Here is a 19,412-nt window from a genome sequence, read left to right as displayed (position 1 = left end):
GGTTGCAACGGCCAGCATGAACGCCAGCGGCGCAAGCCCTGGTCCTTGGCGCTGTGCCTGTTGCTGCTGCTGGCCTTGCTGCTGGTCAGTGGCCTGGCCGCCATCACCTGGGGCTCGGCATCGCTGCATGCCTCCACCGTGTGGTCGGTCGTCAGCCAGCAGCTGCTGGGCGGCGGCTGGCAGCCCGGTGCAGGGCAGGGCAGCATCAGCCAGCAGCACTACCAGATTGTCTGGATGGTGCGCATGCCCCGGGTGCTGCTGGCGGCGCTGGTGGGCGCCGGCCTGGCCGTGGTCGGCGTGGTGATGCAGGCGATGGTGCGCAACCCGCTGGCCGATCCGTACATGCTCGGTGTGTCCTCCGGCGCGTCAGTGGGGGCGGTGTCGGTGCTGGCCTATGGCAGTTTGGCGATGGCAGGTATCTATGCCATGACCGCAGGCGCCTTTGTTGGCGCGTTGCTGGCCACTGCGCTGGTCTATGCGCTGGCCCAGCAGCAAGGGCGTCTGCACGCCACCCGGCTGATCCTGAGCGGTGTGGCCATTGGCTACATGCTGATGGGTGTGACCAGCCTGATCACCTTGACCGCCGGCCAGCGCGAGCTGGCCAATGCCTTGCTGACCTGGACCTTGGGCAGCCTGGCAGCGACCCAGTGGAGCGCCCTGGGGCTGCCTGCCGCAGTGCTGGGCCTGGGCCTGCTGTGGCTGCTGCTGTGTGCGAGACAGCTCAATGCCTTGTTGGTTGGCGACGAGGGCGCTGCCACGCTGGGAGTCAACACCGCCCGCCTGCGCCTGCAACTGTTTGTCGTGGTGTCGCTGTTGACCGGTACGATGGTCGCCGTCAGCGGTGCCATCGGATTTGTCGGCCTGGTCATCCCCCATATCACCCGCATGCTGGTGGGCAGTGACCACCGCCGCGTGCTGCCGGTCAGTGCCTTGATGGGCGCGAGCTTTTTGGTGCTGGTCGATCTGGCCGCCCGCACCTGGTTTGCGCCCAGTGAGCTGCCGGTGGGCGTCATCACGTCGCTCATTGGCGGGCCCTTCTTTATCTGGATGCTGTGGCGCCGCACCAGTGCCATTCCGGGAGGCAGCGCATGATGCTGAGCGCCAAGCAACTGTCGTGGAGCGCCGGCCACGGCACCCAGGCCACACCGATCGTGCGCCAGGCCAGCCTGCAGGTGGCGCGCGGCGAATGTGTCGGTCTGGTGGGGCCCAATGGCTGCGGCAAATCGACCTTGATGCGCATGCTCTACCGTGTGCTGCAGCCCGAGGCCGGTGGCCAGATACAGCTGCAGGGCCGCGACATCTGGCAGATGAGCGCGCGGCAGTTTGCGCAGCAGGCGGCGGTGCTGGGCCAGGATACGGGCCTGGGCTTTGACTGCACGGTGCAGGAGTTGGTAATGATGGGCCGCTTTCCGCACCAGTCGCGCTGGGCGCGCGACAGTGCCGAGGACAAGGCCATCGTCAGCGCCTGCCTGGCGCAGGTGCGGGCCAGCCGCCTGGCCGACCATCCGCTGTCATCGCTCTCGGGTGGTGAGCGCCAAAGGGTGCTGCTCGCCCGTGCGCTGGCCCAGCAGCCGCAGCTGCTGTTTCTGGACGAACCCACCAACCACCTGGACATCCAGTTCCAGCTGGAGCTGCTCAGCCTGGTGCGCGCCTCGGGCTGCACCGTGCTGATCGTGGTGCATGACCTGAACCTGGCCGCGCAGTTCTGTGACCGCATCTATGTGATGCAAGCCGGCGTGATCGAGGCCGAGGGCAGGCCCGAGCAGGTGCTGACCTCGCAAACCATTGCGCGCGTGTTCCAGGTCGAGGCGCTGGTGGACCGCCATCCGCGCCTGGATAAGGCCCGTGTGAGTTACTGGATGGACAGACCCGATGGCTAAAAAACCCGATGCCTTGTTGCTGCTGGGCCGGGGTGGCCTGGGGTCGGCAGCCAAAAACGAGTTGCAGGCTTTGCTGCAGGCCTGCCAGCAGGCGGATCCGGGCCTGCCGGTGCAGCTGGCCTTTGTGGACCGCAACCTGCCGGCGCTGCCCCAGGCGCTGGACAGTCTGCGCGCCACGCTTGCGCCTGCGGATGGGGCGCAGCAGACCATTGTCATCCAGCCCACGATGGTGCCTGACGAGCCGGCACTGCGGCGCTGGCTGCAAAAGGTGGCTAGGCGCTGGCTGGCCAGCCAGCCCGACCATGCCCGGCCCCGGCTGGTATTTGCGCAGCCCCTGCTGCAGTGGGATGGCCTGGTGCCTGCCTTGCTGAACCACCTGGCGCTGGCAACGTTGCGGCCCGATGTGGTAACCGAGGAGGGCGAAGAGGGCTGGCAAACCGACCCGGTGGCCTGGAGCACGGTGCCCACCCACCAGCGCCATGTGCTGTGGTGCATGGGGCCGCGCTGCGTGGCCAAGGGTGCCGCCGCGCTTTGGCCCCGGCTCAGCCAGGCGGTGCAGGCCAGTGCGCCCCTCAAACAGCAGTTGCAGCTGCTGCAGACCAGCTGCCAGTACCCCTGCAACCAGGGGCCGCTGATGATCGTCTATCCCGAGGGCGTCTGGTACGGCCATCTGGATGAAGACAGCCTGGTGCCGGTGCTCAAGAGCCACATCGAAGGCAGCGAGGCCTGTGCAGCCCACCGGGTGCATACGCTCCAGGCACCTCCGCCCTGCAGCAATGCGGACGAATGAGCGCAGTGCGCTATTTGCATTGCAGCAGCGGATCGGCCGCAAAAATCTCCACCACCCAATCGACAAAGGCCCGCACCTTGGCACTCAGATGGGAGTTGGGCGGGTACACCACATAAACCGGCAGCAAAGGCTGGGTCCATTCCGGCAGGATCTGCACCAGCTGACCGCTTTGGAGATACTCGCGCGCCTGGTAGCTGGTGATCTGGCCCACACCCTGGCCGCTGAGCAGGCAGGTCGTGTAGGCATTGGCTTCGTTGACGGCTAACGTCGAGGGGTTGGCAATCTCGATGCTCTCGCTGTTGTGCTGAAACTCGAGCGGATAGCGGCGCTGGGTGACCGGCGAGAAGTAAATCACACTGTTGTGGCCGTTTTCCAGGTCGCGCGGATGCTGCGGCGTGCCCTGGCGCTGCAAATAGGCGGGCGAGGCCACCGTCAAAAATTCCACGTTCCCGACACGGCGCGCGACCAGTGACTGGTCGCGCAGCTCGCCGCCGCGCACCACGCAATCGACATTGTCAGCAATCAGGTCCACGGTGCGGTCGGTCACGCCCAGGTCGATCTGGATGTCCGGGTAGCGCGCCTGAAAGGTCGCCAGCTGTGGAATCACCAGAAGCCGGGCGATCGAGGTGCCTACATCCACACGCAGACGCCCGCGCGGCGTCGCACGCACCTGGCTCATGCTGGCTTCGAGTTCATCGAAGTCGCTCAGCAGCCGCACGGCACGGTCATAGTAGGCGGCGCCATCGGTGGTCACCGTCACGCGGCGGGTCGTGCGGTTGAGCAGTTTGACCCGCAGCCGGTCTTCCAGCGCCTGCACATGCTTGGTCACACTGGCCTTGGGCAGCTGCAGCGAGGTAGCCGCGAGCGTGAAGGTGCCCGACTCCACGACCCGCGCAAACACCCGCATTGCCTGTATCTGATCCATCTGCCTCTCCTTGCACTGGCGCGCACGCGCGCGCTAAAAGTAGGTGGATTCTCACACGCGAAAGATGGCGCTATTGTTCCTGATTTGGAAATAGTGCGGCCATAATTTGCCGATTGATCAGTTGCAGCATCGCAACTACATTTACCCATGCCTACTCATCAACAGGCTCACTTATGTCTGACACCACCGTAAAAAGCAGCGCATTGGCTCCCGACTTCATCGACACCGTCGCTCCGACGGCGTCGGGCGAGTCGGTGGCCGTGCGCCTGTACGGTAGCAAAGGCAAGTCCGGCGAGCCTTCGCCCTTGGTGCTGCATTTTCATGGCGGCGCTTTTGTCGAAGGTGATCTGGACAGTGGCTGCACCGTTGCGGGTCTGCTGGCAACAGCAGGGGCCCGTGTGGTGTCGGTGGCATATCCGCTCTCGCCTGAGCATCCATTTCCGCGTCCATTGGAGATCGGTTATGAAATGCTTCAGTGGAGCTACAAACATCGCACACGCCTTGCCGGCAAAGGTGCGCCGATGTATGTGGCTGGCGAGGAGGCGGGTGCCAACCTGGCCGCCGGCGTGTGTCTGATGGCGCGTGATCAACGCCATCCACCGCTGGCGGGGCAGATCCTGCTCTCACCCATGCTCAATCCCTGTGCCGGCACGGCGTCGCTTCGCGCTGCCAATGGCGATGCAACGGAATGCAAATGGGCCGAGGGCTGGAGCAAGTTCCTGGGCTGCGCCTATGGCGGCATCCATCCCTACGCCGTGCCAGCGATGGCGCAGCGCCTGGCTGGGCTACCCGCTACGCTCATCATGGTGGGCGATAAGGATCCGATGCACGACGAGGCACTGGCCTATGCCAGCCGCCTGCAGGCAGCGGGTCACTTGGTGCAGCAGCATGTATTCAAGGTCGCGCAACAGTGGCCCGATGCATTGCTTGAGCCCCGTGCTCCCGAGCCCTGTCCCTGTGCCGGGGCCGTGCTGGAACAACTGGCACTTTTCTTCGAGACATCCCGATGTCGGGCGCAAGCCTGATCCCCTGAACGAAGCGCAAGGCTTGAGCGGCGCCTCCCTCCGGTAAAGCCCGGGGAGCGGCGGCGGGCAGCTGCGCCTTCACCACCCTTAGAAACGCTTTCTCGCAACGCATTGCCGTGTGGAGATTTTGCGAAACCCTCGCCCAGTGGGATGGGCGTGGATCGGGATGAGCCGCAAGGCGTCTTTTGCAGTCAATAGCCGTAGCTATTGACAAGGAAGACAACGCAGCGGATCGCCCGAGACCACGTTCAGACCAAGGCAGGGAGTTTTGCAGAGGCTCCACTGTGGCAAGGATTTTCTGTCGGCTTTTGTAGCCGCAGGGGCATGCCGTTGCCGCAAGAAACCTCAAAAACTATTCACGCACACATCAGGACTTGGCCATGAGCAACAACAAAACTTCGACTTCCCCTCAACGCCGCTGGTGGACGGCCATCGGTCTGGCAGCTGCCGTGGTGGCTGCAGGCGGCACGGCAATGGGCCTGCAAAGCTCGCACGCGAGTGCGCCGGCAGAGGCCACGGCACCGCCCGCGATGCCTGTCTCCGTCGCCCAGGTGCTGCAGCAGGACGTGCAGCTGTGGGATGAATTCTCCGGCCGGCTCGAAGCCGTGCAGCGCGTCGACGTGCGCCCGCGTGTCGCCGGCGCGCTGCAGGCGGTGCACTTCAAGGAGGGTGCGCTGGTCAAGGCCGGTGATCTGCTTTTCACGGTCGACCCCGCACCTTATGCCGCTGAAGTGGACCGCGCCGAAGCCCAGGTGGTGGCCGCCAAGGCACGCATGGGCTATTCGCAAAGCGAAGCCGAGCGCGCCGCCCGTCTGTGGGAAGAGCGCGCCATTGCGCAAAAGGAACTGGACGAGCGCACCAACGCCCGCCGCGAAGCAGACGCCAACCTGCGCGCAGCGCAGGCCGCGCTGCAGACGGCCAAGCTCAACCTCGGCTACACCCAGGTGCGCGCGCCCGTGGCCGGCAAGATGGGCCGCATCGATGTGACCGTGGGCAACCTGGTCAGCGCCGGTGCCGGCGCGCCAGTGCTGACGACCTTGGTCTCCGTCAACCCCATGTATGCCAGTTTTGATGCCGACGAGCAGATCGTGACCAATGCGCTGCAAGGCCTGCGCCAGGGCAAGAGCGCGCGTGCGTTGATCGAGAGCATTCCCGTGCAGATGGGGGTGGGCACCAGTGGCGCCACGCCTTACAAGGGCCACCTGCAGCTGATTGACAACCAGGTGGATGCGCGCAGCGGCACCGTGCGGGTGCGTGCGGTGTTTGACAACGCCGATGGCGCGCTGATGGCCGGCCAGTTTGCCCGCGTGCGCATGGGCCAGCCCCATAGCCAGCAGGCGCTGCTGATCAACGAACGTGCCGTGGGAACGGACCAGAGCAAGAAGTTTGTGCTGGTGGTGGGCGAGGGCAACAAGGCCGAGTACCGCGAAGTGCAGTTGGGTGCGCCGTTTGAAGGCCTGCGCCTGGTGACTTCGGGCCTGAAGGCCGGCGAGCGCATTGTGGTCAATGGCCTGCAGCGGGTGCGCCCCGGTGCCGTGGTGGCACCGCAGGAGGTGCCGATGTCCAGCAAATCCGAGCTCAAGGGCGATGCGCAGCAGGCTGCCAACGATGGCTCCAAGCCCGCCGCCTAAACCGACAACAAAAAAGCCAAGCGTATGAATTTATCCCGATTTTTCATCGACCGCCCGATATTTGCGGGTGTGCTGTCGCTGCTGATCTTTCTGGCAGGGCTGATCGCCATGCGGGCCCTGCCCATCTCGGAGTACCCCGAGGTGGTGCCGCCCTCAGTGGTGGTGCGTGCCCAGTACCCCGGCGCCAACCCCAAGGTGATCGCCGAAACCGTGGCCACGCCCCTCGAAGAGTCCATCAACGGTGTCGAAGGCATGCTCTATATGGGCAGCCAGGCCACCACCGATGGCGTGATGACCCTGACCGTGACCTTCAAGCTGGGCACCGACCCGGACAAGGCGCAGCAGCTGGTGCAGAACCGCGTCTCGCAGGCCGAGCCGCGCCTGCCCGAAGAAGTGCGGCGCCTGGGCGTGACCACGGTCAAGAGTTCGCCGGACATCACCATGGTCGTTCACATGGTCTCGCCCAATGGGCGCTATGACATCGACTACCTGCGCAACTATGCCGTGCTCAACGTCAAGGACCGCCTCGCGCGCATCCAGGGCGTAGGCCAGGTGCAGATCTTTGGCGGTGGCGATTACTCGATGCGCGCCTGGCTGGACCCGCAAAAGGTCGCCCAGCGCGGACTGTCGGCCAGCGACGTGGTGGCCGCCATCCGTGGCCAGAACGTGCAAGCCGCTGCCGGCGTGGTCGGTGCATCGCCGGGTCTGCCTGGCGTGGATACCCAGTTGTCGATCAATGCCCAAGGCCGCTTGTCCAGCACCGAGGAGTTTGGCGACATCATCGTCAAGACCGGCTCGGACGGTGCCGTGACGCGTCTGCGCGACATTGCCCGCCTGGAGCTGGGTGCAGCTGATTATTCGCTGCGCTCGCTGCTGAACAACGAAGCAGCCGTTGGTATGGGCGTGTTCCAGGCCCCGGGCTCCAATGCGCTGGAGATCTCGGAAAACGTGCGCAACACAATGGCCGAGCTGCAAAAGAACATGCCAGAAGGCGTGGAATTCCGCATTGCCTATGACCCGACCCAGTTTGTGCGTGCGTCGATCGACTCGGTGATCCACACCTTGCTTGAAGCCATCGCGCTGGTCGTGATCGTCGTGATTCTGTTCCTGCAGACCTGGCGCGCGTCGATCATTCCGCTGCTGGCGGTGCCGGTGTCGGTGGTGGGTACCTTTGCGGTGCTGCATCTGCTGGGCTTCTCCATCAATGCGCTCAGCCTGTTCGGGCTGGTGCTGGCCATCGGTATCGTCGTCGATGATGCCATCGTCGTGGTCGAGAACGTGGAGCGGAACATCGAAGCCGGACTGAGCCCGCGCGAGGCCACCTACCAGGCCATGCGTGAAGTCTCGGGCCCCATCATTGCGATTGCACTGGTGCTGGTCGCGGTGTTTGTGCCGCTGGCGTTCATCAGTGGTCTGACCGGCCAGTTCTACAAGCAGTTCGCGGTGACGATTGCGATCTCCACGGTGATCTCGGCCATCAACTCGCTGACCCTGTCGCCCGCACTGGCCGCATTGCTGCTCAAGGGCCATGACGAACCCAAGGATGCCCTGACCCGTGGCATGGACCGCGTGCTGGGCGGTTTCTTTCGCCGCTTCAATGCCGTGTTCCACCGTGGTTCGGAAGCCTACAGTGGCGGCGTGCGCCGCGTGATTGGCCACAAGGCCGGCATGTTTGTCGTGTACCTGGCGCTGGTCGGCGCCACCTGGGGCCTGTTCCATATGGTGCCCGGCGGTTTTGTGCCGGCGCAGGACAAGCAGTACCTGGTGGGCTTTGCCCAGCTGCCCGATGGCGCGACCCTGGACCGCACCGAGGACGTGATCAAGCGCATGGGCGATATCGTCAAGAAGAACCCCAATGTGCAGGATGCCATCGCCTTCCCCGGCCTGTCGATCAATGGCTTCACCAACAGCTCGAACTCCGGCATCGTGTTCGTCTCGCTCAAGCCCTTTGCCGAGCGCACCCGCGCCGACCAGAGCGGTGGCGCTGTGGCGGGCCAACTGAACCAGGCCTTTGGCCAGATCGAGGACGCCTTTATCGCCATGTTCCCGCCACCACCGGTGTCGGGCCTGGGCACCACGGGCGGCTTCAAGCTGCAGATCGAAGACCGGGGCTCGCTCGGCTACGAAGCGATGGATGGCGCGGTCAAGGCCTTCATGGCCAAGGCTTACCAGACGCCGGAGCTGGCTGGCATCTTCTCGAGCTGGCAGGTCAATGTGCCGCAGCTCTACGCCGATATCGACCGCACCAAGGCGCGCCAGCTGGGTGTGCCGGTGACCGATATTTTCGAGACCCTGCAGATCTACCTGGGCAGCCTGTATGCCAATGACTTCAACAAGTTTGGCCGCACCTACAGCGTGCGGGTGCAAGCGGATGCGGGCTTCCGCGCCCGCGCCGAAGATGTGGGCGCCTTGAAGGTGCGATCGACCACCGGCGAGATGGTGCCACTGTCCGCGCTGATGAAGCTCGAACCCAGCTTTGGCCCAGAGCGTGCGATGCGCTACAACGGCTTCCTGTCGGCCGATGTCAATGGCGGCCCAGCCCCTGGTTTCTCGTCGGGCCAGGCGCGCGAAGCGGTGGAGCGCATTGCCCGCGAGACCTTGCCCCAGGGCATTGGCTTTGAATGGACGGAACTGACCTACCAGGAAATCCTGGCGGGCAACTCGGCGGCGCTGGTCTTCCCGCTGGCGATTTTGCTGGTGTTCCTGGTGCTGGCTGCGCAGTATGAAAGCCTGACCCTGCCGTTGGCCATTGTGCTGATTGTGCCGATGGGCCTGCTGGCTGCGATGACCGGGGTCTGGCTCTCGCATGGCGACAACAATGTCTTCACCCAGATCGGCTTGGTGGTGCTGGTGGGGCTATCGGCGAAGAACGCCATCTTGATTGTGGAGTTTGCCCGTGAGCTGGAATTTGCCGGACGCACGCCGATCCAGGCCGCGATCGAAGCCAGCCGCCTGCGTCTGCGCCCGATCCTGATGACCTCGATGGCCTTCATCATGGGTGTGCTGCCGCTGGTGCTGTCCAAGGGTGCCGGTGCCGAAATGCGCAGCGCCATGGGGATCGCCGTGTTCGCCGGGATGATTGGTGTTACCGCATTCGGTCTGTTCCTGACTCCCGTGTTCTATGTGCTGCTGCGCAAGCTGGCAGGCAACCGCCCGCTCAAGCAGCACGGTGCCCATGTGGCCCCGATCACGGCCCCGGTGCCCGCACCTGTGCATGGCGCAGGCTCTGCCCAACCCCTCCTGGCCGCAGCACGCGGGCATGACGAATAAGAGAAGAACAACATGCAAGAAATGACGATGTCTTTCAACGCCCAACCCGGCCAGGCGCCCCTGGGCCGGGGCCTGCGCCGATCGCTGGCACCGCTGCGCTTGACACTGCTCACGCCGCTGGCTGCGGCCCTGCTGCTGGCCGGTTGCGCCACCGCGCTGCCGCCCGCCGTGCAAAACGCTGGCGTGCCGGTGCCCGCCGCCTTCAGCACGCCGCAGGACCAAGCCTCCTGGACCACGGCTGCCCCGGCCGAGGCCCAGCCCCGTGGTGCTTGGTGGCTCGCTTTTGGCGATGCCGAGCTGACCCGCCTGGTTGAGCGCGCGGCCGATGCCAATACCGATGTGCAGACGGCGGCGGCCCGCCTGGCAGAGGCACGGGCGCTGCTGCGCTCGGCCGATGCCCAGCGCATGCCGCAAGTAGGCGTAGGCGGCGGCGTGACGCGCCAAGCCGGTGCCAACACCAGCAACGGCCTGCAGCCTGCTACCCTGGTGACCGCCGGGCTCAACCTGTCCTACGAGGTCGATCTGTTTGGCCGCCTGTCGCAGGCCAGCCAGGCCGCGCAACTGGATGCCGAGGCGCGTGCCGCCTTGCTGCAAAGCACGCGTCTGATGGTGCAGTCCGATGTGGCGCAGACCTATCTGCAACTGCGCGCGCTGCAAACCGAGCAGCAGCTGGTGCAGCAAAGCCTGTCCGCCTACCGCGACACCTTGCGCCTGATCCAGCGGCGCTTTGACGCTGGCGATGCCGCCGAGCTGGAAGTGGTGCGCATGCAAAGCGAGGTCTCCGCGACCGAATCCGAGGCCCTGGCCTTGGAACGCCAGCAAGCCACACTGAGCAATGCGCTGGCGGTGCTGGTGGGTGAGGTGGCCACCGGCTTTAAGCTGCCCGCTGCGCAGGGTGAGGTGCTCCTGCCGGTGATCCCGGCCGGCGTTCCCGGCACCGTGCTGGCCCGCCGGCCCGATGTGTCTGCCGCGCAAGCCAGTGTGCTGGCCGCCCAGGCCCGCGTGGGCGTCGCGCAGGCGGCCTGGTTCCCGGCCATTACCTTGACCGGCAATGGCGGCTTTGCCTCGCCAGACCTGGGCGACCTGTTCAAGTGGTCGGCCCGCTCCTGGGGCCTGGGCGCGCTGCTGTCGCTGCCACTGTTTGACGGCGGCCAGCGCGAAGCGCAGGAAGAGGGCGCCAAGGCCCGGCTGGAAGCGGCAGTGGCCGCCCAGCGCGGCCAGGTGCTGGGCGCCTTCCGCGAAGTGGAAGACCAGCTGAGCAGCCTGCGCCTGCTGCAAGGCCAGGCCACCGTGCTGGGCCAGGCCGTACAGTCGGCCGAGCGGGCCACCCACCTCTCCGATGTGCGCTACCGCAACGGCCTGGTCAGCCAGCTGGAGCTGCTGGACGCCCGCCGCAACGAACTGCGCAACCGCCGCCAGGCGCTGCAGGTGCGCACCGCCCAGTACACCGCCACCATTGCGCTGATCCGCGCACTGGGCGGCAGTTGGGAGAGTGCGCCGGTGGCGGCCCATGCAGAGGTCAAAGCAGCAGGTTAAGTGAAGGCACCGCAGGCTCAATCAGGCGCGGTTGACAGCCGCGCCTGAACCCTGTGGTGCAAATCGCACGACTCGGATCCTGATATGTGCTGCGGAATCAATGGACCTGTTCCGATTTTTCCAAACGCAGTCCAAAACCGGGTTACAATAGCTGCTTAGTCGGAGCGTAGCGCAGCCTGGTAGCGCATCTGCTTTGGGAGCAGAGGGTCGTGAGTTCGAATCCCACCGCTCCGACCATTATTTAAAAGCCTGTCGCATGTGAGTGCGACAGGCTTTTTCATATCCGGCGCCGTGAAGACAGGCCCCAGGATTGCTGCTTGGCAACAACGCCGGGCAGCGGCCACGGTACAGATGTGGCACGATAGCGCAGCCTCCGTGTCTGATCTATGCCCACCCAGTTTCACCCTGTCACCTACACCCATTCAGAGCCCCGCGCGCCGCGCGATCGCTGGGACCGCCTGGATGCATTGCGGGGGCTGGCGATGGTCTGGATGACGGCCTTCCACTTCTGCTTTGATCTGAGCTACCTGCAGCTGTGGCGCCAGGATTTCTACCGCAACCCTGTCTGGACCTGGCAGCGCACCGCCATCGTCAGCCTGTTCCTGTTGTGCGCTGGTTTGGCGCAAGCGGCTGCCCACAGCAAGCAAACCAGTGCTGCGCGGTTCTGCCGGCGCTGGCTGCAGGTTGCAGGATGCGCGCTGCTGGTCAGCGCGGGCTCCTACCTGGTGTTTCCCAACAGTTACATCTACTTTGGCGTGCTGCATGGAATGGCGGTGATGCTGCTGCTGTTGCGGCTGATGCAGGGCTGGAGTAACCGCCTGCTGTTTTCCCTAGCGGTGCTTTGCCTGCTCGCGCCAGGCCTCTACCAATATGTTGCGAGCGGCTTGCCCGCGTCGTTGGTAGAACTCCTCAACGCCAAGGCCTTCAGCCCCTTGGGTCTGGTAACGCGCAAGCCTGCCACGGAGGATTTTGTGCCGCTCCTGCCTTGGTTGGGCATCATGCTGCTGGGCTTTCAGATCGGCCGCCACCAAATCGCCAAGTCAGGCGCCTGGCTGCCTGGGTATTTGGCCCGGCCTGCGCAAAACGCGCTGTGTCGCAGCCTCGCCTGGCTGGGCCGCCACAGCCTGTCTTACTACATGCTGCACCAGCTGGTACTGATGGGTGGGCTGATGCTGCTGGTATTGCTGCTGCCTACGGCGCTGGACTGATCTGGGTCAGCACCCGGCAGTTGACTCAGTCGCTTTGCGGTTCGTCCAGCAGGCGCGCAGCCTTGTTCGCCAGCGGTGCCTCGGCGCGGAAATAACCCAGCACCGTCGCCGCACTCTGGTGGCCGGTCATCGCCATCGTGTCGGCCAAGGCCATGTTCTGCCGGCCGGCCTCGGTCACGAAGCCAGAGCGCAGCGAGTGCGCAGAAAAATCCCCCTCCATCCCCGCCAACGCACAGCGCTCCTTGACGATGTTGTTGACCGACAGCGCGCTCAAAGCGGCATCGCCCACCTGGCCATTCTTGAACACACGCCGAAATATCGCACCCTCGCGGATGCCCGAGACCTCCAGCCACTGGGACAGTGCCGCACCGGCCACACCCACCACGGGCTTGAAGTTCTCTGGCCGCGCTGAGCCGCTCTGGTTGGTTTTGGACAGGCGCAGGTCGTAAAGGTACTGGCCCGGGCCCATGGTTTGCAGCCATTCCATGCGCGCATCTGCCACCTCGGATCTCCGGCGCCCACCGCTCGCCCAGGCAAAGAGCAGCAAGGCGCGGTCGCGCCGGCCTTTCAAGCTGTCATCGCACGTGGCCAGCAGCTGCTCCAGCAAAGGGCGGGTGAGGGCGGCCTTTTTTTGCTCCAGCATGCCCCGGCGCGCATAGGCCTTGCGCAGGTGCGACAGCGCCTCGCGCACCTCTGTGCTGTGGCAGGGGTTGGGCAGCGCTTGGTGGCTGTGCGCCTTGGAGAGCACGGCAATCCGGTGCACCAGGGTCGAATGCGCCAATGAACCCAGCCTCCCCTTGAAGCCTTGCTGCACCAGCTGCGTATCCAGCGCGGGCGGCAGGCCGGACTGCGCGCCTTGCGCGGTCAGGTGCTCGCCATGGTCAGCCACAAATTGCAGCACCACATTGGCCGGCAAGGGCAGGGCGATGGCCTGGCCATAGCGCAACCAGTACCAGGCGGCCCAGTAGCGCAGCGCGCTTTGGTAACTGCTGGTGGTGTTTTCAGACGCGGCCTCGAGCCGCAGTGCACGCAGCGCATCCTCGGCCGACGCCGACAACAGCTCCGGTTGCAACGGGGCGGTGCCGGGAGACGCGGCAGGCAGCAAATCCGGATCCAGAGGGGCCGAAAGTGGAATGTAAGACTTCATATTGATTAAATATTACATGCTATGTATGATATATTACATGCAACAAGCAGATTACTTGCGATAACAATCTCTTATCGATAGTAATCGGAAAAAGGGTTTAAAAATGGAAATTTCGCGTGCCACGCGCAGCGTGCAAAAAGAAGATGTCTGGCAGGCGGCCGATGCGCTGCTGCTGGAGGGCAAAAGGCCCACGATTGAGCGGGTGCGCCAAAAGATTGGCCGAGGCTCGCCCAATACCGTGAGCCCCATGCTGGAAGCCTGGTTTGCCACCCTGGGCCCGCGGCTGGGCGCTGGAGGCGGGGGCAACGCTCTGGCCGGCAACCCAGATGGCGCCACTGCCAACGGCTTGCCGCCCGCACTGGTGCAGGCGCTGCAGCAAGTGTGGGAGCAGGTGCAAGCGCAAGCGACCCAAGCGGCCGATGCACTGCTGGAGCCCGTGCGCGAGGATCTGCAGGGGCAGCAACAAGCCTTGGAAGACGCCCAGCAAGCGCTGGAGCAAGAGCGCAGCCTGATGGCCCAGCAGCGTGCCACCACCGAGCAGGCGCTGGCGGTGGCCCATGCGCAGATCAAGATGCAAAGCGGGCGCCTGGCCGACCTGGAGCAGGCCGGCCGGCAAAAAGACCAGTTTGCCGCCACCCAGCAGCAGCGCCTGCAGGCGCTGGAGCAGGAGCTGTTTGCCAACCGCAAGGCCCGTGATGAGGCGGACATGGCCCATGCCGAGCAGTTGCGCGAGCTGCAGCACAGCGCCCAGCTGCAGCAGCACCGGGCGCTGCAGGACCTGGACCGTGCACGCCAGGACACCAAGCAGGCCATGGCCGCCCAACGCGCCGAGCAGGAAAAGCTGGCCAAGATGGAAGCGCAGTGGCAGCAGGACAAGCAAGCGCTGCAGCAACAACGCGAGCAGCAAGCCGTACAGCTGCAGCAGGCACAAACCGAGGCGCAGCAATGGCAGCACCGCCTGCAGACCGCAGAAGCGGCGCATGCGCAGGCACTGGCGCTACAGGCCCAGCGGCATGAGAGCGAATTGGCCCAGTTCAAGCTGGAATTGGCGCACAGGGCGGGCAGGGGAGGGGAGCTTGTCGCCGCTGCCGAGCTTGCGGCAGGCGGCAGCCGCCGCCCAATGCGCAGCGCGCAACCTGCGGCGCGGCCTTTGCGCAAGCTGCCCGGTTCGCGCCTGCGGGGCAAGAACTAGCGGGTCAGCGCTGCGCGGGCAGCCGCAGGCTTGATCAAGCCGTGCTGGCTAGCGGCGATGCGTCCACCGCCTCTGCGCCCGGCACTGCATCACCCCGCGCCAGGGCATCGGCAATGGTATTTTTGTGGCGCGGCACCCAGCGCACTTCCAGTTGCGTAAAGCTGGCACGCAGCGCGCGGGCCTGTTCATACAGTGCCGCCAGGCGGGCAATCGGTTTGGCGGCGGGTTCTGCCATTTGCGCGGCCAGAATGCTGCTGTCGGTATGCAGCAATACTTCGCGTGCGCCCATGCCTTGCAGCCAGGTGAGGGCGTGGATTGCCGCTACGGCCTCGGCCTCGTTGTTGCAGCCGCTGTGGCCCAGCGCCTGGCTAAAGGAATGATTGGTCCCATCCGGCGCATAGGCAATGCCGCCGATGCGCATGCGCCCGGGGTTGGGCAGGGCGCTGCCGTCGATATAGGCGATCCAGGTGGGTGATGACATGCCGACAGCATAAGGGCGCGGTCAATCCTGCTTCAGTGAACCGGGCATCGAGACTGCGGTGCCGCAGCGCCAAGTGATGAAGGTCTGCCGTTGCACGAAACCCGTTCGCTGTAGCGCCTGCGATACAGCCGGAATCGGTGACCCAGAGAGGCTGGCATGTGTCATCCAAGCTTCGCCTGACTGCCATGCCGTTGTCATAAAGGGTTCAGATACTCTCCCGATCCCATTAACCCGGCGAGAGAGTAAGCAATGACGCATTGGAAGAAGCTGGTGGCTGCGGCCGCCGCCATGGTGGCCGCAGGCCTGGTGCATGCCCAGAAAACGGAACTGACGGTCTACACGGCGCTAGAGATGGACCAGCTCAAGGCCTACGAGACGGCCTTCAATAAGAACCACCCCGATATCGCGCTGAAATGGGTGCGTGATTCCACCGGCGTCATCACCGCCAAGCTGCTGGCAGAAAAAGCCAACCCCAAGGCTGACGTGATCATGGGCGTAGCCGCATCGAGCCTGGCCATCTTCGACAAGAACGACATGCTCCAGGCCTACGCGCCCAAGGGCCTGGAGGCGATCACCGCCAAGTACCGCGACAGCAAGAACCCACCCCACTGGGTCGGTATGGATGTGTTCGGCGCCACCATCTGCTTCAACACGGTGGAAGCGAAGAAGCGCAACATCCCCATGCCCACCAGCTGGCAAGACCTGACCAAGCCCGAGTTCAAGGGCCAGGTGGTGATGCCCAACCCTGCATCCAGCGGTACCGGCTACTTTGACGTAGCCGCCTGGCTGCAGCTGTTTGGCGATGACAACGGCAACGGCGGCGGCTGGAAGTACATGGATGCGCTGCACGAGAACATTGCGCAATACACCCACTCGGGCTCCAAGCCCTGCAACATGGCTGCCCAAGGCGAGTATGTTGCCGGCATCTCGTTCGAGTACCGCGCGCACGCCAACAAGGCCAAGGGCGCACCGATCGAGCTGGTGTTCCCCAAGGAAGGCCTGGGCTGGGACCTGGAAGGCATCAGCATCTACAAGGGCACCAAGCACGCCGACGCCGCACAGAAGCTGGTGGACTGGGCCGTGAGCAAGGAAGCCATGGAGCTGTACGGCAAGAACTTCGCCGTCACCGCCATGCCCGGTGTGGCCCCCAAGCTGGCCAATATCCCTGCCGACTACGAGTCGCGCCTGATTCCCCTGGACTTCTCCAAGATGGCCGACAGCCGCGAGCGCGTGTTGGCCGAGTGGACCAAGCGTTACGACGCCAAAAGCGAGGCCAAGAAGTGAGTGACAGGGAGACAGCGCGTTTGCCAGCAGCGCAGGGCCAGGCGGCGCAGCCCGTAGCCGTGCGCGATACCTCGTATGCATTCGAGTCCGCCGAGCCGGGCTTGCGCAAGGGCGACGAAGAGGGCGGCGCGCCCTTTTTGGAGATCCGCCATCTGCACAAGTCCTACGGCAGCTTTACCGCGTTGCGGTCGATCCACCTGCAGATTCGCCGTGGCGAGCTGGTGTGTTTTCTGGGGCCCTCGGGCTGCGGCAAGACCACCTTGCTGCGCGCGATAGCCGGGCTGGAGGCCCAGACCAGCGGTGAGATCTGGCAGGACGGCAAAAACATCTCGGCCTTGCCCGCTTCGCAGCGGGACTATGGGATCGTCTTTCAGTCGTATGCGCTGTTTCCCAATCTGACGGTGGCCGACAACGTCGCCTATGGCCTGGTCAGCCAGCGCCAACCCAAGGCCCTGGTGGCCCAGAAGGTGCAAAGCCTGCTGGATACCGTGGGCCTGTCGGTCAGTGGCGGCAAGTACCCGGCCCAGTTGTCGGGTGGCCAACAGCAGCGCGTGGCTCTGGCTCGTGCGCTGGCCATGTCGCCCGGGCTGCTGCTGCTCGATGAGCCGCTGTCGGCCCTGGATGCGACCGTGCGCGTGCACCTGCGCAGCGAGATCCGTGCGCTGCAGCAGCGCCTGTATGTCACCACCATCATGGTCACGCACGACCAGGAAGAGGCGATGGCCATGGCCGACCGCGTGGTGGTGATGAACCATGGTGTGGTCGAGCAGGTGGGCACGCCCCGCGATATCTACCAGCGCCCCGCCACCCCGTTTGTGGCGGAATTCATCGGCAAGGCCAACAAGCTGCAGGCGCTGGCCGCCGGCAATGGCGGCATCACGCTGGCGGGCCACAAGCTGTACTGCCCGCAGGCGCCGCGCCTGGCCCCGGGCCAAAGCCTGCATGTCTATCTGCGGCCCGAAGACTGCAGCGTGCATGACTGTACCGCCATGCCTCCTGTTGCCAGCGCGCCCGCGCCCAATGGCTCGCCGGTGCTGACGGGCGTGGTGGAGCAGCTGGAGTTTCTCGGTGCGGTCTGCATTGCCCACGTGGATGTGCAGCGCCTGCCCGAGCGCCATGTGCAGCTGCAGCTGAGCCCTGCGCAATGCCTGCAGCTCGATATCCAGCCGGGCCGCTGGTTGCAGTTCTCCATCCATGCGCAGCAGTTGAAGATTTTTGCCCAGGCCGCCTGAGCGCTCCCCCGGCCCCGGCAAGCGCCGGGGCCGGGGCCGCTTGCAGCCATGCCCCAGGCCCCAGGCCCTGGGGACTTACGACACCACTATGACCTCATACGTTTCAGCGCCCGCAGCGCTTTCTCGCCACACCGGCCTGCGCGCAGCGCCCACTGACCGTATCGCGCAACTGGCGCTGGTTGCCATCACGGCGCTGCTGTTGATGGGGCTGCTGGCACCACTGGCTGCCTTGCTGGGCCAGGCCTTTGCGCCCACCTCGGGCGAAGAGGGCTCGGCCTTCATGCGCTTTGTCCGCTATTTCCAGTCGCCCGCGCTGCTGGGCAGTCTCTGGAACAGCCTCTGGGTTTCGCTGGTGGTCACTGCCGTGGTCATCCCGCTGGCCTTTGGCTTTGCCTATGCCATCACCCGCTCGGGCATCCGCGCCAAGGGCTTGCTGCGCAGCATCAGCCTGCTGCCATTGCTGGCACCCTCGCTGCTGTCCGCCATCTCGCTGATCTACTGGTTTGGCAACCAGGGCGTGCTCAAGTCCGTCCTCAATAGCCTGGGTTTTGACACCATCTACGGCGCGCCCGGCATTGTGCTGGCCCAGTGCTTTGCGACCTTTCCGCATGCGCTGATGATTCTGATCACCGCACTTGCGCTGGGTGACCAGCGCCTGTATGAGGCCGCCACTGCGCTCGGGGCCAGCCGCACGCGCCAGTTCCTGACCGTCACCTTGCCGGCAGCGCGCTATGGCGTGGTCTCGGCGGCATTGGTGGTGTTTACCTTGGTGATCACCGATTTCGGCATCCCGAAGGTGATCGGCGGCAACTTCAACATGCTGGCCACCGATGTGTTCAAGCTGGTGATCGGCCAGCAGGACTTCCAGCGTGGCGCCGTCGTGGCCTTGCTGCTGTTGCTGCCTGCCGTCATCACCTATGCGATTGACCGCCAGGTGCAGAAAAAGCAGACCGCTGTGTTGACCGCGCGCGCCGTAGTGCTGCAGCCGAGCCGCCATGCCGCGACCGACCGCTTTTGCAGCCTGCTGTGCTGGGCGCTGGCTGCATTGATGCTGGCCATGTTTGGCATGGCCATCTTTGCCTCGCTGGTCCAATTCTGGCCCTACCAGTTGGGCCTGACCTTGAGCCACTACACCAGCGGCCTGGTCGATGCCGGTGTGGACACCGCCGTGTTCAACAGCCTGACCATGGCCGCCAGCGCTGCCGTGGCGGGACCCATCGTGGTCTTCATGGGCGCCTACCTGCTGGAAAAAACCAAGGGCATGCCCGCGCTGCGCCCCGTGCTGCGCATGCTGGCCATGCTGCCGATGGCCGTGCCCGGCCTGGTGCTGGGCCTGGGCTACATCTTCTTTTTCAACGCCCCGGGCAACCCGCTGAACTTTCTGTACCAGACCATGCCGCTGATGGTGCTGTGCACGGTGATGCACTACTACACCACCGGCCATATGACCCTGGTGACGGCGCTCAAGTCCATTGACGGCGAGTTTGAATCGGTCAGCGCATCGCTCAAGGTGCCTTTCTACCGCACCCTGTGGAAGGTGACCCTGCCGATGTGCCTGCCGGCCCTGCTGGAGGTGTCGCGCTACTTCTTCGTGGCCGCGATGACCACGATCTCGGCCGTCGTCTTCCTCTACTCGCCGGAGACGCGCCTGGGCGCCGTTGCCATACTGAACCTGGATGAAGCCGGCGACATGGCCGCCGCCGCTGCGATGGCCGTGATGATCGCCGCCATCAGCTGCGGGGTTACCGTGCTTTACCAGGCGCTGGGCTGGTGGTTGAACAAGCGCACGCAGGCATGGCGGCAGCGTTGAT

Annotated in this window: 15 protein-coding genes and 1 tRNA gene; 13 read left to right on the top strand and 3 right to left on the bottom strand. The window is 64.9% G+C overall.

The window, feature by feature from the left end; genetic code table 11:
- The first annotated feature begins 45 nt into the window (after positions 1-45).
- Genes AB7A72_RS05545 through AB7A72_RS05535 form a run of 3 tightly spaced genes read left to right on the top strand, consistent with a single transcriptional unit; the run spans position 46 to position 2,670 of the window.
- Positions 46-1,092, top strand: a complete 1,047-nt coding sequence (locus AB7A72_RS05545) for a FecCD family ABC transporter permease (RefSeq protein WP_407064957.1) — start codon at positions 46-48, stop codon at positions 1,090-1,092.
- Positions 1,089-1,880 (top strand): ABC transporter ATP-binding protein, encoded by a 792-nt coding sequence (locus AB7A72_RS05540; protein WP_369459266.1) that lies wholly within the window; start codon positions 1,089-1,091, stop codon positions 1,878-1,880. Before AB7A72_RS05545 ends, AB7A72_RS05540 begins: the two co-directional genes overlap by 4 nt.
- Positions 1,873-2,670, top strand: a complete 798-nt coding sequence (locus tag AB7A72_RS05535) for a (2Fe-2S) ferredoxin domain-containing protein (protein ID WP_369459265.1) — start codon at positions 1,873-1,875, stop codon at positions 2,668-2,670. The genes AB7A72_RS05540 and AB7A72_RS05535 overlap by 8 nt, the downstream gene beginning before the upstream one ends.
- Positions 2,671-2,680: 10 nt before the next feature.
- Here AB7A72_RS05535 and AB7A72_RS05530 read toward each other — a convergent pair whose 3' ends face one another.
- Positions 2,681-3,595, bottom strand: a complete 915-nt coding sequence (locus AB7A72_RS05530; protein WP_239811998.1) for a LysR family transcriptional regulator — start codon at positions 3,593-3,595, stop codon at positions 2,681-2,683.
- A 173-nt stretch (positions 3,596-3,768) separates the two neighbouring features.
- Here AB7A72_RS05530 and AB7A72_RS05525 point away from each other — a divergent pair, with 173 nt between their 5' ends.
- The 6 genes from AB7A72_RS05525 to AB7A72_RS05500 all read left to right on the top strand — a co-directional run bounded on the left by AB7A72_RS05525 (position 3,769) and on the right by AB7A72_RS05500 (position 12,265).
- On the top strand, positions 3,769-4,620 hold the full coding sequence (locus AB7A72_RS05525; RefSeq protein WP_369459264.1) for an alpha/beta hydrolase: 852 nt from the start codon (positions 3,769-3,771) through the stop codon (positions 4,618-4,620).
- Positions 4,621-5,000: 380 nt separating this feature from the next.
- Positions 5,001-6,251, top strand: coding sequence for an efflux RND transporter periplasmic adaptor subunit (locus tag AB7A72_RS05520; RefSeq protein WP_312462575.1), 1,251 nt, complete (start codon positions 5,001-5,003; stop codon positions 6,249-6,251).
- 24 nt (positions 6,252-6,275) lie between these two features.
- Positions 6,276-9,521 carry an efflux RND transporter permease subunit gene (locus tag AB7A72_RS05515; RefSeq protein ID WP_369459263.1) on the top strand — a complete coding sequence of 1,082 codons (3,246 nt, stop codon included), beginning with the start codon at positions 6,276-6,278 and terminating at the stop codon, positions 9,519-9,521.
- Positions 9,522-9,542: 21 nt separating this feature from the next.
- Positions 9,543-11,057, top strand: coding sequence for an efflux transporter outer membrane subunit (locus tag AB7A72_RS05510; RefSeq protein WP_407064953.1), 1,515 nt, complete (start codon positions 9,543-9,545; stop codon positions 11,055-11,057).
- Positions 11,058-11,217: 160 nt separating this feature from the next.
- Positions 11,218-11,294: transfer RNA gene (locus AB7A72_RS05505), tRNA-Pro, on the top strand.
- Positions 11,295-11,443: 149 nt separating this feature from the next.
- Positions 11,444-12,265, top strand: coding sequence for a heparan-alpha-glucosaminide N-acetyltransferase (locus AB7A72_RS05500; RefSeq protein ID WP_369459262.1), 822 nt, complete (start codon positions 11,444-11,446; stop codon positions 12,263-12,265).
- 25 nt (positions 12,266-12,290) lie between these two features.
- Here the strand turns inward: AB7A72_RS05500 and AB7A72_RS05495 are convergent, their stop codons facing one another.
- A complete protein-coding gene (locus AB7A72_RS05495) occupies positions 12,291-13,412 on the bottom strand; it encodes a site-specific integrase (RefSeq protein ID WP_369459261.1) in 1,122 nt (373 codons plus the stop codon).
- A 103-nt stretch (positions 13,413-13,515) separates the two neighbouring features.
- Here AB7A72_RS05495 and AB7A72_RS05490 point away from each other — a divergent pair, with 103 nt between their 5' ends.
- Positions 13,516-14,604, top strand: a complete 1,089-nt coding sequence (locus AB7A72_RS05490; RefSeq protein WP_369459260.1) for a DNA-binding protein — start codon at positions 13,516-13,518, stop codon at positions 14,602-14,604.
- 34 nt (positions 14,605-14,638) lie between these two features.
- On the opposite strand, the gene AB7A72_RS05485 is transcribed toward AB7A72_RS05490, so the two are convergent.
- The gene (locus AB7A72_RS05485) at positions 14,639-15,085 is read right to left on the bottom strand and encodes a ribonuclease HI family protein (protein WP_369459259.1); all 447 of its coding nucleotides are present in this window, start codon (positions 15,083-15,085) and stop codon (positions 14,639-14,641) included.
- Positions 15,086-15,334: 249 nt separating this feature from the next.
- On the opposite strand from AB7A72_RS05485, the gene AB7A72_RS05480 reads away from it, so the two are divergent.
- The 3 genes from AB7A72_RS05480 (at position 15,335) to AB7A72_RS05470 (ending at position 19,411) form a co-directional block, all read left to right on the top strand.
- A complete protein-coding gene (locus AB7A72_RS05480; RefSeq protein WP_239812006.1) occupies positions 15,335-16,369 on the top strand; it encodes a putative 2-aminoethylphosphonate ABC transporter substrate-binding protein in 1,035 nt (344 codons plus the stop codon).
- A gap of 101 nt (positions 16,370-16,470) precedes the next feature.
- A complete protein-coding gene (locus AB7A72_RS05475; RefSeq protein ID WP_369459520.1) occupies positions 16,471-17,601 on the top strand; it encodes a putative 2-aminoethylphosphonate ABC transporter ATP-binding protein in 1,131 nt (376 codons plus the stop codon).
- An 88-nt stretch (positions 17,602-17,689) separates the two neighbouring features.
- Positions 17,690-19,411 (top strand): putative 2-aminoethylphosphonate ABC transporter permease subunit, encoded by a 1,722-nt coding sequence (locus tag AB7A72_RS05470; protein ID WP_369459258.1) that lies wholly within the window; start codon positions 17,690-17,692, stop codon positions 19,409-19,411.
- The last annotated feature ends 1 nt before the right edge of the window (position 19,412 follow it).

It is taken from the genome of Comamonas sediminis (assembly GCF_041107495.1).
Classification (GTDB): domain Bacteria; phylum Pseudomonadota; class Gammaproteobacteria; order Burkholderiales; family Burkholderiaceae_C; genus Comamonas; species Comamonas sediminis.
Note: the sequence above shows the minus strand (reverse complement) of the source record. Positions and strands in the feature narration are given on the sequence as shown.

What these genes read in the sequence shown, in the direction of transcription:
- AB7A72_RS05540 (WP_369459266.1), top strand. Translation starts at nt 1,089, where the DNA reads ATGATGCTGAGCGCCAAGCAACTGTCGTGGAGCGCCGGCCACGGCACC.
- AB7A72_RS05535 (WP_369459265.1), top strand. Translation starts at nt 1,873, where the DNA reads ATGGCTAAAAAACCCGATGCCTTGTTGCTGCTGGGCCGGGGTGGCCTG.
- AB7A72_RS05530 (WP_239811998.1), bottom strand. Translation starts at nt 3,595, where the DNA reads ATGGATCAGATACAGGCAATGCGGGTGTTTGCGCGGGTCGTGGAGTCG.
- AB7A72_RS05525 (WP_369459264.1), top strand. Translation starts at nt 3,769, where the DNA reads ATGTCTGACACCACCGTAAAAAGCAGCGCATTGGCTCCCGACTTCATC.
- AB7A72_RS05520 (WP_312462575.1), top strand. Translation starts at nt 5,001, where the DNA reads ATGAGCAACAACAAAACTTCGACTTCCCCTCAACGCCGCTGGTGGACG.
- AB7A72_RS05515 (WP_369459263.1), top strand. Translation starts at nt 6,276, where the DNA reads ATGAATTTATCCCGATTTTTCATCGACCGCCCGATATTTGCGGGTGTG.
- AB7A72_RS05510 (WP_407064953.1), top strand. Translation starts at nt 9,543, where the DNA reads ATGACGATGTCTTTCAACGCCCAACCCGGCCAGGCGCCCCTGGGCCGG.
- AB7A72_RS05500 (WP_369459262.1), top strand. Translation starts at nt 11,444, where the DNA reads ATGCCCACCCAGTTTCACCCTGTCACCTACACCCATTCAGAGCCCCGC.
- AB7A72_RS05495 (WP_369459261.1), bottom strand. Translation starts at nt 13,412, where the DNA reads ATGAAGTCTTACATTCCACTTTCGGCCCCTCTGGATCCGGATTTGCTG.
- AB7A72_RS05490 (WP_369459260.1), top strand. Translation starts at nt 13,516, where the DNA reads ATGGAAATTTCGCGTGCCACGCGCAGCGTGCAAAAAGAAGATGTCTGG.
- AB7A72_RS05485 (WP_369459259.1), bottom strand. Translation starts at nt 15,085, where the DNA reads ATGTCATCACCCACCTGGATCGCCTATATCGACGGCAGCGCCCTGCCC.
- AB7A72_RS05480 (WP_239812006.1), top strand. Translation starts at nt 15,335, where the DNA reads ATGACGCATTGGAAGAAGCTGGTGGCTGCGGCCGCCGCCATGGTGGCC.
- AB7A72_RS05470 (WP_369459258.1), top strand. Translation starts at nt 17,690, where the DNA reads ATGACCTCATACGTTTCAGCGCCCGCAGCGCTTTCTCGCCACACCGGC.